Source organism: Plantactinospora endophytica (assembly GCF_016862915.1).
GTDB lineage: Bacteria > Actinomycetota > Actinomycetes > Mycobacteriales > Micromonosporaceae > Plantactinospora > Plantactinospora endophytica.
In genome coordinates, this window is sequence record NZ_BONW01000027.1 from 1 (window position 1) to 15,174 (window position 15,174).

General features: G+C 73.2%; 14 protein-coding genes. 5 read left to right on the plus strand and 9 right to left on the minus strand.

Going from position 1 to position 15,174, the window contains the following annotated elements; genetic code table 11:
* The first annotated feature begins 142 nt into the window (after positions 1-142).
* Positions 143-616 carry a MarR family winged helix-turn-helix transcriptional regulator gene (locus Pen02_RS26120; RefSeq protein ID WP_239141312.1) on the plus strand — a complete coding sequence of 158 codons (474 nt, stop codon included), beginning with the start codon at positions 143-145 and terminating at the stop codon, positions 614-616.
* A 210-nt stretch (positions 617-826) separates the two neighbouring features.
* On the opposite strand, the gene Pen02_RS26125 is transcribed toward Pen02_RS26120, so the two are convergent.
* Entirely contained in the window at positions 827-2,863 is a 2,037-nt protein-coding gene (locus tag Pen02_RS26125) for a prolyl oligopeptidase family serine peptidase (RefSeq protein ID WP_203868751.1), read from the minus strand.
* Positions 2,864-2,953: 90 nt separating this feature from the next.
* On the opposite strand from Pen02_RS26125, the gene Pen02_RS26130 reads away from it, so the two are divergent.
* Complete coding sequence (locus Pen02_RS26130; protein ID WP_239141314.1) at positions 2,954-4,783, plus strand: copper resistance CopC/CopD family protein; 1,830 nt, start codon at positions 2,954-2,956, stop codon at positions 4,781-4,783.
* Between the two features lie 50 nt (positions 4,784-4,833).
* On the opposite strand, the gene Pen02_RS26135 is transcribed toward Pen02_RS26130, so the two are convergent.
* Complete coding sequence (locus Pen02_RS26135) at positions 4,834-5,490, minus strand: response regulator (RefSeq protein WP_239141316.1); 657 nt, start codon at positions 5,488-5,490, stop codon at positions 4,834-4,836.
* Positions 5,491-5,495: 5 nt separating this feature from the next.
* Positions 5,496-6,539: a sensor histidine kinase gene (locus tag Pen02_RS26140; protein ID WP_203868753.1), complete on the minus strand. Its 1,044-nt coding sequence runs from the start codon at positions 6,537-6,539 to the stop codon at positions 5,496-5,498.
* A gap of 293 nt (positions 6,540-6,832) precedes the next feature.
* On the opposite strand from Pen02_RS26140, the gene Pen02_RS26145 reads away from it, so the two are divergent.
* The 3 genes from Pen02_RS26145 to Pen02_RS26155 all read left to right on the plus strand — a co-directional run bounded on the left by Pen02_RS26145 (position 6,833) and on the right by Pen02_RS26155 (position 9,170).
* The gene (locus Pen02_RS26145) at positions 6,833-7,105 is read left to right on the plus strand and encodes a cation:proton antiporter regulatory subunit (RefSeq protein WP_203868754.1); all 273 of its coding nucleotides are present in this window, start codon (positions 6,833-6,835) and stop codon (positions 7,103-7,105) included.
* A gap of 183 nt (positions 7,106-7,288) precedes the next feature.
* Positions 7,289-7,747: a CBS domain-containing protein gene (locus Pen02_RS26150; RefSeq protein WP_203868755.1), complete on the plus strand. Its 459-nt coding sequence runs from the start codon at positions 7,289-7,291 to the stop codon at positions 7,745-7,747.
* 136 nt (positions 7,748-7,883) lie between these two features.
* Positions 7,884-9,170: an ArsB/NhaD family transporter gene (locus Pen02_RS26155; protein WP_203868756.1), complete on the plus strand. Its 1,287-nt coding sequence runs from the start codon at positions 7,884-7,886 to the stop codon at positions 9,168-9,170.
* A gap of 39 nt (positions 9,171-9,209) precedes the next feature.
* Here the strand turns inward: Pen02_RS26155 and Pen02_RS26160 are convergent, their stop codons facing one another.
* The 6 genes from Pen02_RS26160 to Pen02_RS26185 all read right to left on the minus strand — a co-directional run bounded on the left by Pen02_RS26160 (position 9,210) and on the right by Pen02_RS26185 (position 14,918).
* Positions 9,210-9,860 carry a response regulator transcription factor gene (locus Pen02_RS26160; protein ID WP_239141318.1) on the minus strand — a complete coding sequence of 217 codons (651 nt, stop codon included), beginning with the start codon at positions 9,858-9,860 and terminating at the stop codon, positions 9,210-9,212.
* Positions 9,857-10,993, minus strand: a complete 1,137-nt coding sequence (locus Pen02_RS26165) for a sensor histidine kinase (RefSeq protein ID WP_203868757.1) — start codon at positions 10,991-10,993, stop codon at positions 9,857-9,859. The genes Pen02_RS26160 and Pen02_RS26165 overlap by 4 nt, the downstream gene beginning before the upstream one ends.
* A 166-nt stretch (positions 10,994-11,159) precedes the next feature.
* Positions 11,160-11,972, minus strand: coding sequence for an ABC transporter permease (locus tag Pen02_RS26170; RefSeq protein WP_203868758.1), 813 nt, complete (start codon positions 11,970-11,972; stop codon positions 11,160-11,162).
* The gene (locus Pen02_RS26175) at positions 11,969-12,889 is read right to left on the minus strand and encodes an ABC transporter ATP-binding protein (RefSeq protein ID WP_203868759.1); all 921 of its coding nucleotides are present in this window, start codon (positions 12,887-12,889) and stop codon (positions 11,969-11,971) included. The genes Pen02_RS26170 and Pen02_RS26175 overlap by 4 nt, the downstream gene beginning before the upstream one ends.
* A 311-nt stretch (positions 12,890-13,200) precedes the next feature.
* Entirely contained in the window at positions 13,201-13,830 is a 630-nt protein-coding gene (locus Pen02_RS26180; RefSeq protein ID WP_203868760.1) for an MBL fold metallo-hydrolase, read from the minus strand.
* Positions 13,830-14,918 carry an S-(hydroxymethyl)mycothiol dehydrogenase gene (locus Pen02_RS26185; RefSeq protein WP_203868761.1) on the minus strand — a complete coding sequence of 363 codons (1,089 nt, stop codon included), beginning with the start codon at positions 14,916-14,918 and terminating at the stop codon, positions 13,830-13,832. Before Pen02_RS26185 ends, Pen02_RS26180 begins: the two co-directional genes overlap by 1 nt.
* Between the last annotated feature and the right edge of the window lie 256 nt (positions 14,919-15,174).

Here is a 15,174-nt window from a genome sequence, read left to right on the forward strand (position 1 = left end):
CGGGGGCGGGGGCAGTTGACCCGCCGCACCGTTGGCCGACCGGGGGGAAAGCCGGTCGCCGGGACCACGGGGCCCGGCGGCCGGCTGCCGCCATCGATCCGGAAACCGTTAGTCACCCGAACGACCTTGCTAGGCTGTGTGCGTGCGAACTCCGACCGGAGACAGCCCGCCCGAGCGGCTGACCAGGCTGCCGAGCTGGCTGCTCACCCAGACCGCCCGGCACGCGCACCGGCTGGTCAGCGACGGGTTCGCGGACATCGGCTCGCGCGGCTACCACTACCGGCTGCTGCTCACCCTCGACGAGGTCGGCCCGACCAGCCAGGCTGACCTGGGCCGGCGCAGCGGCATCCACCTCAGCGACGTGGTGGCGGCGATCAACGACCTCGCCGCCCGGCAGTTCGTCGAACGCTCCCCCGACCCGGCCGACCGACGGCGCAACGTCATCACCCTCACCCCGACCGGCCGGCGCCAACTGCGCCGGCTGGAGCAGCGGGTGGACCAGATCCAGGACGACCTGCTCGCCCCGCTCGACCCGGCCGAACGCGACCAGTTGACCCGGCTGCTGTCCCGGCTCCTCGACCACCACGAGCGGTCCGACCCGCCCACCGACGCCTGAACCGGCGCCCGGTAGCCGCCCCGCCCGACCGTCGGTCCGGCGCCCGACCAACCGTCGGTGGCGCCCGACCAACCGTCGGTGGCGCCTGGCCAGCCGTCAGTGTGGCGCCTGGCCGTCAGTGCGCGTCGCCCGGCCAACCGTCAGTGCGCGTCGCGCGATCCCCGGATACGCGAGCCCCGCAGGGCCGTCGGTGGGGCGTCCGGCCAGTCGTCAGTGCGCGGTGACGGTCAGTCGGCGCCAGAGGAAGCGCAGCATCAGAGCCCACTTGAAGGCCAGTTGCGCGTTGTCGGCGGCGGCGCCGTGCCCGCCCTCGACGTTCTCGTAGTAGGAGACGTCGTAGCCGTAGCCGCGCATCCGGGCGGCCATCTTGCGGGCGTGCCCCGGGTGCACCCGGTCGTCCCGGGTCGAGGTCACGAAGAGGACCGGCGGGTACGACCGGCCGGGCCGGACGTTGTGGTACGGCGAGTACTCCCGCAGGAACGCCCAGTCGGCCTCGTCGTCCGGGTCGCCGTACTCGGCTGTCCAGGAGGCGCCGGCCAGCAGCAGGTGGTAGCGGCGCATGTCGAAGAGCGGTACCCGGGCCACCACCGCGCCGAACAGCTCCGGGAACCGGGTCAGCATCACGCCCATCAACAGCCCGCCGTTGCTGCCACCCTCGATGCCGAGCCGGGCCGGTACCGTGATGCCCCGGTCGACCAGGTCGGTCGCCACGGCGGCGAAGTCCTCGTACGCCCGGAGCCGGTTCTCCCGGACCGCGGCCCGGTGCCAGCGCGGGCCGTACTCGCCGCCGCCCCGGATGTTCGCCACCACGTAGCTGCCGCCCCTGGCCAGCCAGCCCCGCCCGACGATGCCGCTGTAGCTGGGCGTCCAGGCCATCTCGAAGCCGCCGTACCCGGTCAGCAGGGTCGGGCCGGTCGGCTCGCCGGGCGGGCTGACCAGGAAGTACGGCACCCGGGTCCCGTCGGCGGAGCGGGCGAAGAGCTGCCGGACCGTCATCCCGGCCGGGTCGAAGAACGCCGGGTCCCGCTTCAGCGTCTCGACCGGCCCGCCGACCGTGCCGTAGTGCAGTGCGGTCGGGGTGAGGAATCCGGTGCTGGCCAGCAGGTACTCGTCGCTGTGTTCCGGGTTGGTGTCGACGACCACGACGTGCCGCTCGTCCCCCGGCGCGGTCTCCAGCAGCGGTGTCCGCCGCCAGCCCTGCTCGCCGGGACTGAGCAGCTCGGTCCGGCTCCGGACGTCGACCAGGCTGTTCAGGATCAGGTGCCCCCGGGTCCAGGCGTGCCGGCCGGGCGCGCTGTCCGGACCGGGCGCGAAGACCACGGTCAGGTCGCGCTCACCGGCGAGGAACCGGTCCAGCCGGGTGACCAGGACGGACCCGGCCGGGTACGTCCGGTCGGCGACCGCCCAGTCCGAGCGGAGCGCGATCAGCAGCCATTCCCGGTGTACGTCGGTCTCGGCGTCCTCCGGCACGTCGATCCGGACCAGTTCGCCGTCGACGGTGCGCAGGAACTCCTCGCGCCGGAAGAAGTCCAGCCGCCGGCCGAGGAAGTCCCGGACGAAGCCGGGGGTGGGGTCGTGCACCGCGTACACCGAGACGTCGTCGTCGCGGCCCTGGTAGACGACGGTGGCCTCGGCGAGCGGGGTACCCCGGCGCCAGCGTTTGACGATCCGGGGATAGCCGGAGGCGGTAAGCGAGCCGGGGCCGAAGTCCGTACCGACGTAGAGGTGGTCGGCGTCGATCCAGCCGACGTCGGTCTTCGCCTCGGGCAGGGTGAAGCCGTCCGGGACGAACGTCCGGGTGGTCAGGTCGAACTCCCGGACCACGCTCGCGTCGGCGCCACCCCGGGCCAGCCGGACCAGGCAGCGCTCGCCGCCCGGCCGCTGCACGATGGCGCCCTGCCAGGTCCACGGCTCCGCCTCGGCGGCGGCCAGCGCGTCGACGTCGAGCAGCACCTCCCAGCCCGGCTCCGCCCGGCGGTACTCGTCGAGCGTGGTACGCCGCCAGAGCCCCCGGGGGTGGGCCTCGTCCTTCCAGAGGTTGTAGAGGTAGGTTCCGTCCCAATGTACGAACGGCACCCGGTCGGCGGCGTCCAGCACCTGGCGCAGCTCCGCACGCAGCGCGGCGAACGAGAGGTCGTCGGCCAGCACGTCGCTGGTCTCCGCGTTGCGGGCCCGCACCCAGGCGGTCGCCTCGGCACCGGCGAGTGCCTCGAGCCAGCGGAATTCGTCGTCGAGATCCGGGGACACGGAGGGTTCGTACCACAGGACGTGAACAAACTTGTTACTCAGTCGGATGGCGGATTGAACTGTTCGGCCCTGCGGAACGATCTAACTGAGGTGGGATCTTCTCGGCGCGCACACGTACCGTCCGACAGCTCCGTACCGGGCGGTCCGGGGCATCCGGCGAGATCGGGCCGGGCGGCGGCGCTGGGCCGGGCCGTACTCGCGGTGCTGCTGCTCGGTGGGCTGGCGGTACTGCTCGGCCCACCGGCACCGGCGGCGGCGCACGCCGCGGTGGTCAGCACCGTGCCGCAGCAACAGGTCGTACTCGGCTTCTCGCCCACCGAGATCGTCATCACGTTCAGCGAACCGGTCGCCCTGGTGCCCGGCCGGGCCCAGGTACTCGCCCCGGACGGCAAGCGGATCAACACCGGGGACGCCACCGTCCGGGACGCCACGCTGCGGATCCCGATCCGGGTCGCCGACCGGCCGCTGGGCACGTACCTGGTCAGCTACCGGGTGATCTCCGCGGACAGCCACCCGGTCGCCGGGAGCTACACCTTCGCGGTCGGCGCCGCCTCGGCCACCCCGCCCGAGCCGGCCGACCAGACGGTACGCCCCGACGTCGCGGTCGCGGTGCCGGTGACCCGTTACCTCGGGTACGCCGGACTGGTCCTGGTGGTCGGCCCGACGCTGCTGCTCGGGCTGCTCTGGCCGCGCCGGCTGTCCCGCCGGGGGCCGGTCCGGCTGGTCCGGGCCGGTCTGGGGCTGGTCGCCGCCGGCACCCTCGCCGGGTTCTGGGCGCAGGCGCCCTACACCAGCGGCGCCGGGCTGCTGGACGTCTCCGGCGCCGAGCTGCGGCAGGTGCTCGACTCGACCTTCGGGCAGGCTCTCGCCGCCAGGCTGGGCATCCTGGTGCTGGTCGCCGCCCTGCTGCCGCCGGTGCTGGCCGGGAAGGCCGGTCGGGGCCGGACCGGGCTGCTGGTCGCGCTCGGGCTGGCCGGCCTGGCCACCTGGCCGCTGGCCGGGCACGCCGCCGCCTCGCCGACCCCGCTGGCCAGCGGTATCGCCAGTGTCGTGCACCTGGCCGCGATGTCGGTCTGGCTCGGCGGGCTGATCGCCCTGGTCGGCTTCCCGCTCCGGGCCGCCCATCCCCGGGTGCTGGCGGTCATCCTGCCGGTCTGGTCCCGCTGGGCGGGCATCGCCGTGCTCTGGCTGGTCGCCGGTGGGCTGGTGCAGGCCGTGATCGAGATCGGCGCGCCGGAAGCCCTGTTCGGCACCGGCTACGGCCGACTCGTACTGGCCAAGGTGGCGCTGCTGGCGGTGCTGCTCGGCGCCGCCGGGTACGCCCGTCGGCTGGTCCGGCGCCGGGCGGTCGCCGTACCGGTCGCCGACCGGGCCGAGGTGCTGGTACCGGCCGGTGCCGCGCCACCCCCGCCTCCCTCCCCGTCCTCGTCCGCCCGGCCGTCGGAAAGTGGTCGGGCGAATGCCGGGCGACGACGGTTGCGCCGGACGGTCGGCCTGGAGGTGCTGGTCGGGCTGGTGGTGCTCGGGGTCAGCGCGGTGCTCGTGCAGACCACTCCGGGCCGCAACGCCGGGATCGAGGCCGAGATCGCCGCCTCGGACACCTTCGCGCAGACGCTCAACTCCCCCCTCTACACCCTCCAGTTCGACATCTACCCGGTGCAGCTCGGCTCGGCCAACACCGTGCACGCGTACGTCTACACCCCGGAGGGCAGGGCGCTGCCGGCCGTGGAGTGGACGCTCACCACGGCGCTGCCGCAGCAGGGGGTCGAGCCGACCGACGTACCGATGCTGGGTGTCGAGCCGCACCACGCGGTCGGGGCGGTGAACTTCCCGATCCCCGGCGACTGGGAACTCCGGTTCACCGTACGCATCTCGGAGATCGACCAGGCCACCGTGCGGACCGTGGTACGGGTGCGCTGACCCGGGGGGTGGGGCAGGCGGGAAGTGTGACGAGGTGGCAGGAGGCGGGGTCAGGGTTCGACCAGGCCGGCCCGGATGGCGTACCGGGTGAGGTCGATCCGGTCCCGCATGCCGAGTTTGGCCAGGATGTTGGCCCGGTGCCGGTCGACCGTCTTCACACTGATCACCAGCGCCTCGGCGATCTCCTTCGCCGAGTTACCCTCGGCGATCAGCTTGATGATCTCCTCTTCCCGGGGCGTCAGGATGCTCTCCGGCAGCTTCTCGCCCTGCCGGGCCCGGTGCAGGTAGTCCCGGATCAGCGCGGTGATCGCGCCGGGATAGAGGAACGGTTCGCCGCGCATCGCCGCCCGGCACGCCTCCAGCAGGTCCCGGTCGGCGACCGACTTGAGCACGTAGCCGGAGGCACCGGCCCGGAGCGCCTCGAAGAAGTACTGCTCGTTGTCGTGCATGGAGAGCATCAGGATGCGTACCCCGGGAGCGCGGCGGGAGATCTCCCGGGCCGCCTGGAGGCCGGTCATCCTCGGCATCGCGATGTCGAGTACGACCAGGTCGATCTCGTCCCGGCGGACCGCCTCCACCGCCTCCGCCCCGTCGGCCGCCTCGGCGACCACGGTCAGGTCGGGTTCGGCGTCGAGGATCAGCCGCAGTCCCCGACGGACCAGCGCGTGGTCGTCCGCCAGCAGGATCCGGGTTCTGGCCGTGGCCACCGGTCTCAACTCCCCTCGGCCGTCATCGGCACCGCCAGCCGTACCTCCGTGCCGCTGCCGGGTACGGCGGTGATGGTCAGCCGGGCTCCGATCAGCAGCGCCCGTTCCCGCATCCCGCGGATGCCGGCGCCCTCCCGGCGTACCTCGCCGAGCCCGTCGTCGGCGACCCGCAGCACCACCGCGCCGGCCTCGGCCCGCAGCGACAGCTCGACCCGGCCGGCCCGGGCGTGCCGGGCGACGTTGGTCAGGCTCTCCTGGGCGATCCGGTAGATCACCAGCTCCTTCTCCGCGCTCAGCGCCGGCAGGTCCGGTTTCGATCTTCGCACCACCGGCACCCCACTGACCTGTGAAAACTCCGTCGCCAAGGCGTTCATCGCGCTGAGCAGCCCCAGATCCTCCAGGACGTCCGGCCGGAGCCGCCGGGCCACCCGCCCGACGTCGTCGAGGCTGGAGCGCAGCGTCTCCTGCACCGCGTGCAGTTCCTCGCGCAGCTCGGCCGGAGCCCGGTCCACCGCCCGTTTGAGCCCGAGCAGCACCACGGTGAGGCTCTGCCCGATCTCGTCGTGCAGTTCCCGGGCGATCCGCTGCCGCTCCCCCTCCTGGGCGGCCAGCGCGTGCGCGCTGCTGGCGCTGCGTTCCGCCTCCAGCCGGTCGAGCATGGCGTTGAAGGTGTCGATCAGGTTGGTCAGGTCGCCGTTGCCGGCGTCCACCAACCGGTCCCCGGTACGCAGCAGGTCGACCCGGCGCATCAGCGTGGTCAGCGCGTCGAGCGGGGCCAGGCTGGCCCGGAGCAGCAGCGCGTTCGCCGCGAGGATCAGCGCCAGCCCGACGGTCAGCACCGGGATCTCGGTCAGCAGCACCGGCGACGAGACGGTGGCCGGGGAGAGCGCGAGCACCAGCGTGCCGACCGTGAAGACGAGGCCGTTGAGCAGGAACAGCCGGCGGAACAGCGCCTGGGCCGGTGCGCGGCGGCCGGGGCGGCCCGGTGCGCCGGTCCGGCCGGGCTGGTCCGGTCCGGGTACGGCGGCCGGGTCGACGGTGTCGGTCACCCTGCCAGCCTCGCCCGGGAGCTGCCGGTTTGTCCATCTGGTCGGACACCCACCCGAGCCGGGGCGGACCGGTCGACGATCCCGGACGCCTGCATGTTCCGCCCCACCGGAGATGGGTGTCGGACCCGATGGTCGGCCGGACCGGATTCCCGAATTCTTGGTAACGGAACCGGCGGCCAACCCGAGACCGAGACCGGAACCGGCGCCCTGTTCCCCGTCCGACCGAGCCGTACCCGGCCGGGCGAGCGGGACGGGACGCGCCGCCCCGCCGCCCCTACCCGAGCGAGGCCACAGTGGACATCACCCGGACCACCGTTCCCGGCGTCGGCGTCGTACACCACTTCCTGACCCGGGGCGGGCAGCGGTTCGGCGTACTGGTGGACCAGCCCGGCCGGCGCTCCCTGCTGCTGTACGGGCCGGACGATCCGGACGTACCGGTCGAGCGGGTCCCGCTGGACCACGACGAGGCCGACCAGATCGCCGAGGTACTGCACAGCACGTCGGTGGCCGACCGGCTGGCCAGCCTCGAACGCCGCCTCGCCGACCTGCACGGCGGATCCGCGTGATCGCGGTACGCCAACGCCCGCTGCCACGGGGTGTCCGGGGTGAACGCGGCAGAGCCGCCGACCAGCTACCGGGCCGGCGGGACAACCCGTCGCCACCGGGAGGTTACGTTGTCCGAGAGTCTTTCTGGTCCGACCGTTGCGGCGCTCCGGCCGACGCCGGCCCGCGCCCGGGGAGATGGTGGAATGCAGGCGCAGCAGATCGCCGTGGTGGTGCCGACGGTGACCGTCCGGGACTCGGTGGCCCGCGCGGTCCGGCTGATGGCGTTGCGCCGGCTGCCGGGCATGATCGTGGTGGACGACCGGGGCCGGCCGAAGACCGTGCTGCCCGGTACCCAGGTGCTCCGGATGGCGGTGCCCGAGGAGTACCGGGAGGATCCGGTGCTCGCCCGGACCATCGACGAGGCGCACGCCGACCTCTTCTGGGAGGAACTGGGCAACCTGACGGTGGGCGACTGCCTGCTCCGGGAGCCGCCTCGGGTGACGACCGTCGGCCTGGACGGAACGCTGCTGGAGGTGGCCGCGCTGATGGCTCGACAGCGCAGCCCGCTGGTGGCGGTGGTCGACGGCGCCGGGGTACTGGTCGGGGCGATCACCCTGGACCGGGTACTCGCCGAGTTCGCGGTGGCCGACCCGGACGTCTGACCCCGGCCCGGCCGGCCGCCGCGTGCAGTGCGGCGGCCGGCCACTCCGGCGCCGCACCGCCGGGCAGCGGCCCGCCGGTCGTCCCGACCCGACCGGAGTACGGCCGAGTCGTTGCGACCCGACCGGGGTACGACCGATGAGCGCCGTCGCCGCGCTCGTCATCTTCGTGGTGGCGTTCTTCTTCATCGCCACGGAGAAGGCGGACAAGGTCAAGGTGGTGCTGATCGCCGCCGCCGCGATGGTGGTGTTCGGCTTCGCGCCCGGTGCCGAGGTCTACTTCTCCGAACACGAGGGGATCGACTGGAAGGTCATCTTCCTGCTGCTCGGGATGATGATCATCGTCGGCGTGCTGAAGCAGACCGGCCTCTTCGACTACCTGGCGATCTGGGCGGCGAAGAAGTCGTCCGGCCGGCCGTACCGGCTGATGGTGATGCTGATGCTGATCACCGCCATCGCCTCGCCGTTCCTGGACAACGTCACCACGATCATGCTGGTCGCCCCGGTGACGGTGGTGGTCTGCAACCGGCTGCACATCCCGGCCCAGCCGTACCTGATCGCCGAGATCCTGGCCTCGAACATCGGCGGGGCGGCGACCCTGATCGGCGACCCGCCGAACATCATCATCGGCAGCCGCGCCGGGCTGACCTTCGCGGACTTCCTGGTGCACATGGCCCCGGCCGTGGTGGTGATCTTCGCGGTCTTCGTCCTCTTCACCCGGGTGCTGTTCCGCAAGTCGTTCCGGTACAACCCGGAGCACGTCGAGGCGGTACTCGCGTTGCAGGAGCGGCGGGCGATCACCGACGTACGACTGCTGGTCCGCTGCCTGGTCGTACTCGGCCTGGTGGTGGTCGCCTTCGGGCTGCACTCGGTGCTGCACGTCGACCCGTCGGTGGTGGCGATGGTCGGCGCCGGGGTGATGCTGATGGTGTCCAGGATGGACGTCTCCGACGTACTCGGCGAGGTCGAGTGGCCCACCCTGGTCTTCTTCATGGGCCTGTTCGTGATGGTCGCCGGGCTGGTGCACACCGGCGTGATCAACACCCTCGGCGAGTGGGTGATCGACCAGGTGGACGGCGACTTCTTCGCCGCCGCTACCGCGCTGCTCTTCGGCTCGGCGGTGCTCGGGGCGTTCTTCGACAACATCCCGTACGTCGCCACGATGGCTCCGGTGGTGGAGGGGCTGGTCGCCACGGCACCCGACGAGCAGACCGGCCAGGCGCTCTGGTGGGCGTTCGCCTTCGGCGCCGACTTCGGCGGCAACGGCACCGCGGTCGCCGCCAGCGCCAACGTGGTGGCGATCGGCATCGCCGCCCGTACCGGTCACCGGATCTCGTTCTGGCAGTTCACCCGCTACGGCATCGTCGTGACGATCATGAGTACCGTGCTCGCCTGGATCTACGTCTGGCTGCGGTACTTCATGTGAGAGCCGGCCCGGGGCGGCAGCGGTTCGCGCCGTACCGGGTCAGTCGTCCGGGTCGCCGAGGAGCCAGCCGTGCTCCTCGGCGATCCGGACCGCCTCGGCCCTGGTCCGGGCCCCGGTCTTGCCGATCGCCGCCGAGAGGTGGTTGCGCACCGTCCCCTCGGAGAGGTGCAGCCCGCGCGCCAGGTCCGCCGCCGTACCCCCGCTGCGGGCCGCCCGCAACACCTCGGTCTCCCGGTCGGTCAGCGGGCTGGTCCCGCTGGCCAGGGTCTCGGCGGCCAGCGTCGGATCGACCACCCGCAGCCCGGCATGCACCCGGCGGACCGCGTCGGCGAGCTGCCGGGCCGGGGTGTCCTTGACCACGAAGCCGCCCGCGCCGGCCTCCATCGCCCGGCGCAGGTAGCCGGGCCGGCCGAAGGTGGTCACCACCAGCACCCGGCACTCCGGCAGCTCGGCCCGGAGCGCGGCGGTCACCGCGATGCCGTCCAGGCCGGGCATCTCCACGTCGAGCAGCGCCACGTCCGGCCGGGTCCGGTCGGCCGCCGCCAGCACCTCGTCACCCCGGCCGACCTCGGCCACCACGGTCAGGTCGGGCTCCAGCGAGAGCAGCGCCGCCAGGGCACCCCGGACCAGCGCCTGGTCGTCGGCGAGCAGCAGCCGGATCGGCTCCCCGGCCGAACCGCCGGCGCTCACCGGGCCTCCGCGCGGAAGCTCACCCGGAGCCGGAAGCCCCGGCCGTCCGGCCCGCGCCCGACCAGCACCCGGGCGCCCAGTTGCTCGGCCCGCTCGCGGAGCCCGAGCAGCCCGTGCCCGGGGTGCGGCCCGCCCGGCGGCAGTGGCCCCCGGCCGTCGTCGAGCACCTCCACCTCGTCCGGGTCGACCCGGACGACGCAGTGCCGCGCCCCGCTGTGCCGTACCACGTTGGTCACCCCTTCCCGGACCGCCCAGCCGAAGAGTTCGCCACGCGCGGGCGGCAGTTCGACGACCGTGTCGGGCAGCTCCGCCGACACCCCCGCCGCGCGCAGCGCCGTCCGGGCGCCGGCCAGCTCGGTGGCGAGGGTGACCTCACGGTACGCCCCGACGGTGGAGCGGACGTCGGCCAGCGCCTCCCGGGCCAGCCGTTCCAGATCCGCCACCTCGCCGCCGGCCCGCTCCGGGTCCACCTCCAGCAGCCGCCCGGCCAACTCCGCCTTGACGGCGATGACGGTCAGCGAGTGGCCGAGGATGTCGTGCAGGTCCCGGGCGGTCCGGGCCCGCTCCTCGGCCACCGCCAGCCGGCGGATCTCCTGCTGCGCGGCGATCAGTTGGGCCTGCCGCTCGATCAGCCGGCTGAAGGCGAACACGGCCAGTGCGGAGAGCAGCACCGCGAACGCCACCCCGGACTCGGGCTCCCAGGCGGGTACGAAGTGCGGGCTGATCACCGGGACCGCCGCCAGTACCACCACCAGGGCGAGCGCGGCCCGGGTCGGCAGTACCAGCACCGCCGCCGCCGAGACGTACACCAGGGTGACCAGCCAGTCCCCGCCGGCCGACGGGATGGTGGCGGTACCGATCAGGAAGAGCCCGGCCAGGGCCGCCGCCGCCTGTCGGGGCGGGATCCGTCGGCGCTCCCAGACCGCCCGGCGCAGCCAGACGAAGATGGCCAGGTAGCCGGCGCCGAACAGCACCAGCGCGGCGAGCCCGAGATCCCGGGCCGGTCCCGGCGGATGATCCCAGACGGTACCGACCGGCTGTCCCAGGTAGACCAGCCAGACCACGGCGACGAGCCAGCCGAACCGGGCACGGCGGCCGAGGCCGAACGGGGTGCCCGGGTGCGCGACCGTCACACCGGACACGCTAACCGTCCCGGCCGCGTCGCCCGGCCCGAAGCCGACGCGGCCCTGGTCGTCGGGGCGATGCTCGTCGTCCGGCTGCGCCGATCCCCGGGCCCGGCCGAGTCCCGACCCCCGTCCGTACCCGGGTGGCGTGTCGCCGTGCCCCGGTGGTCCTCCGTCATACCCGGGTGGTGTCGCGGCGGAAGAGCCGGCTGGCGCCGAAGCCGAAGGCCACGGTCCAGAGCGCGATGTTGAGTACCGCCGTGGCGGTGTCACCGGAACCGGTGAGCGGGCTGCGGGCGAGCTCGCCGACGCCGTACACCGGGGTGAATCTGGCGATCTCCTGCATGACGTGCGGCAGCACCTCCAGCGGTACGAAGAGTCCGCCGAACATCGCCAGGATGGCCAGGATCGGGCCGAGGAACTGCATGACGTTCTCGGCCGGGGCCAGATAGCCGACGAAGAGCCCGAACGCGGCGAAGACCAGCGAGCCGAGCCAGGCCGCCAGTCCGGCGAGCAGCCAGACGTGCATCGGCAGGCTGACCCCGGAGAAGACGCCGACCGCGAACTCCACCAGTACGGCCAGCAGGCCGAGCACCATCGCGGTGATCACCTTGGTGGCGACGTACGCGGCGGGGCGCAGCGGGGTGAGCCGCAGTTGCCGGCTCCAGCCCTGGGCCCGTTCGACCGCGACCATCGCGCCGCCGCTGGTGGTGGCGACCATCGCGCCGTACACAGCGAGGCTGATCATGATGTACGCGGTCGCCTGTGCGCCGCCTTCGAGCGTCTGTCCCCGGTTCGGCAGGCCGAAGAGCAGGAAGAACACCGCCGGCATGATCAGGATGAAGACGAGGGTACGGCGGTTGCGCAGTACCCGGCGGATCTCCAGCAGCAGGTTCGGCAGGTTGAAGCCGCCCAGCGCGGGCCGGCGCCGGGTCGACGCGTCGGTGCCGGTCACCGCGCTGTCCGTTCTCGTGTCGGTGGTCGTCATCGCAGGCTCCCCTGGAGGTCGTCGGTGGGGGTACCGGTGGTGAGGGTGAGGAAGGCGTCTTCGAGGTTGCGGGAGGTGATCTCCAGGTCCCGGGCCGCCGTGGCCGTCAACAGGTGCCGGGCCACCGCGTCGGAGTCGCTGGCCTGCACGAGTACGGTGTCGCCGCGTACCTCGACCGACTCGACGCCGGGCAGCGCGGCGAGTCGTACCTGGTCGGCGCCGGGCAGGGTGGCCCGGACCAGTCGACCGGCGGCCAGGTTCTTCACCTCGGCGGTGGTGCCGTCGGCGACGATCCGCCCCTGCCGGATCAGCACGATCCGGTCGGCGTACGCGTCCGCCTCCTCCAGGTAGTGGGTGGCGAAGAGTACGGTTCGGCCGGCCCGGGCGTCCCGGCGGATCGCGGTCCAGAAGTCCCGCCGGCCCGCCACGTCCATCCCGGTGGTCGGCTCGTCCAGCACCATCAGGTCGGGGTCGGGCAGCAGGGCCATCGCGAAGCGCAGCCGCTGCTGCTGCCCGCCGGAGCACTTGCCGACCCGCCGGTCGGCGATGTCGGCGATCCCGGCCCGGTCCAACACCTCGGCCACCGGTCGGGCGTGCGGGTAGAAGTTGGCGGTCATCCGGACCGTCTCGGCGACGGTCATGTCCTTGAGCAGCCCGCCGGTCTGCATCACGGCGGCGATCCGGCCCAGTGCGACGGCGTCGACCGGGGAGTCGCCGAAGACCCGTACCGTGCCGGTGTCGGGGCGGGCCAGCCCGAGCAGCATGTCGATGGTGGTGGTCTTGCCGGCGCCGTTCGGGCCGAGGAAGGCGACCACCTCGCCGGGTCGGATCCGCAGGCTGAGCCCGGCGACGGCGGTCACCGCCCCGTACGACTTGGTCAGGTCGGTCAGTTCGACCGTGGGAGTGGTTGTCGGCATACCCGCAATGCTGCGGCCGGCCGGGTCGCCCCGGCCCGCCCGCGCGTCACGACCTGACCATGACAATTGTCAGCCGCCGCCGCTGCCCGATGCCGGGGTCGGCGATCGGGGCTCGGCGCGGCGGGCGGGCCGGACGACGGACGCCCCGACCGAAGCGGGCGGGCCGGACCCCGGCCGAAGCGGCCGGGGTGGACGACGGGCGCCCCTGCCGAAGCGGCCGGGCCGGACGACGGCCAAAGCGGCCGGGCTGGACGGCGGGCGCCCCGGCCGAAGCGGTCACTCCGGCCGGGGCGGCGGCGGAACCGGTCGGGTCAGTGGCCCCGGGCCAGCCACTCGTCGAGGTGCGGCGCCTCGGCGCCGATGGTGGTGCTGGCGCCGTGCCCGGTGTGCACCGTCGTCTCCGGCGGCAGGCTCAACAGCCGATCCTTGATCGACTCGACGATGGTGCCGAAGTCGCTGAACGACCGTCCGGTCGCCCCCGGGCCGCCCTGGAACAGGGTGTCGCCGGTGAAGACCGCACCGAGTTCGGGCGCGTACAGCGAGCAGGCTCCCGGGCTGTGTCCAGGGGTGTGCAGCACCCGCAACGTGGTGCCGGCCACCTCGATCGACTGCCCGTCCGCCAACTCCCCGCCGGGCGGCACGTCCGGGTGCACCATGTCCCAGAGCACCCGGTCGGCCGGGTGCAGCAGCACCTGTGCACCGGTCGCCTCGGCCAGCGCCGGCGCGACCCGTACGTGGTCGTCGTGCGCGTGCGTGGCGAGGATGGCGAGTACCCGCCGGCCACCGACGGCGGCGACGATCGCGGCCACGTCGTGCGGCGCGTCGATCACCACGCACTCGGTGTCGTCGCCGACCACCCAGACGTTGTTGTCCACGTCGAAGGTCTGGCCGTCGAGCGAGAAGGTGCCCGAGGTGACGGTGTGGTCGATCCGGGCCGCCATCAGAAGATCACCACCGACCGCAGCACGTCGCCGTGGTGCATCTTGCCGAACGCGTCCTCCACCTGGTCGAGGGCGATCTCCTCGGTGACGAAGGCGTCCAGGTCCAGCCGACCCTGGAGGTAGAGCGAGGTCAGCATCGGGAAGTCCCGGTCCGGCAGGCAGTCGCCGTACCAGCTCGACTTGAGGGCGCCGCCCCGGCCGAAGACGTCCAGCAGCGGCAGGTCCGGCACCTTCATCTCCGGGGTGGGTACCCCGACGAGTACGACGGTGCCGGCCAGGTCACGGGCGTAGAACGCCTGCTTCCAGGTCTCCGGCCGGCCGACCGCCTCGATCACCACGTCGGCGCCGTGCCCACCGGTCAGCTCCCGGATCGCCTCCACCGGGTCGGTCTCCCGGGCGTTCACGGTGTGCGTCGCGCCGAACCCCCTGGCCCACTCCAGCTTCCGGGGGTCGGTGTCGACCGCGATGATGGTGGTCGCGCCGGCCAGCGCCGCGCCGGCCACCGCGCCGTCGCCGACGCCACCGCAGCCGATCACCGCGACCGAGTCGCCCCGGGTGACGCCGCCGGTGTTCACCGCCGCGCCGAGCCCGGCCATCACCCCGCAGCCGAGCAGCCCGACGGCGGCCGGCCGGGCCGCCGGGTCGACCTTGGTGCACTGCCCGGCGTGTACGAGGGTCTTCTCCACGAACGCGCCGATGCCGAGCGCCGGGGAGAGTTCGGTGCCGTCGGTCAGGGTCATCTTCTGTGCCGCGTTGTGGGTCGCGAAGCAGTACCACGGCTTGCCGCGCCGGCAGGCCCGACAGTTGCCGCAGACGGCCCGCCAGTTCAGCACCACGAAGTCACCAGGCGCGACGTCGGTCACCCCGGCGCCGACCTGCTCCACGATCCCGGCGGCCTCGTGGCCGAGCAGGAACGGGAAGTCGTCGTTGATGCCGCCCTCGCGGTAGTGCAGGTCGGTGTGGCAGACGCCGCAGGCCTGCACCTGTACGACGGCCTCACCCGGGCCGGGGTCCGGTACGACGATGGTGGCCACCTCGACCGGTGCACCCTTGGCCCTGGCGATGACCCCGCGTACTTCCTGGCTCACGCTGCCTCCTTCAAGATCTCGATCCCGATCCGCCGTAGCATGTCACGGCCGTCCCCTTCGCTGACCAGGCTCACCCGCTATGCGGAACGGCACGGATGCGGTGGAACGGGCGGTGTCCCCACGGCGCCGGACCGGGGACGGGCGGAGCGCACCAGGAAGTCTCGCAGGGCGCACGGCGGTGCGAACCGGCCGGACGGTCGACATTCGGGCTTTCTGGCCGCCCGCCGGGCCGAGGCCGGCCGACGCCGGTCACGGG

Coding starts and splice junctions, on each gene's coding strand:
- Pen02_RS26150 (WP_203868755.1), top strand. CDS start 7,289: ATGCAGGCGCAGCAGATCGCCGTGGTGGTGCCGACGGTGACCGTCCGG.
- Pen02_RS26155 (WP_203868756.1), top strand. CDS start 7,884: ATGAGCGCCGTCGCCGCGCTCGTCATCTTCGTGGTGGCGTTCTTCTTC.
- Pen02_RS26170 (WP_203868758.1), bottom strand. CDS start 11,972: ATGACGACCACCGACACGAGAACGGACAGCGCGGTGACCGGCACCGAC.
- Pen02_RS26175 (WP_203868759.1), bottom strand. CDS start 12,889: ATGCCGACAACCACTCCCACGGTCGAACTGACCGACCTGACCAAGTCG.
- Pen02_RS26180 (WP_203868760.1), bottom strand. CDS start 13,830: ATGGCGGCCCGGATCGACCACACCGTCACCTCGGGCACCTTCTCGCTC.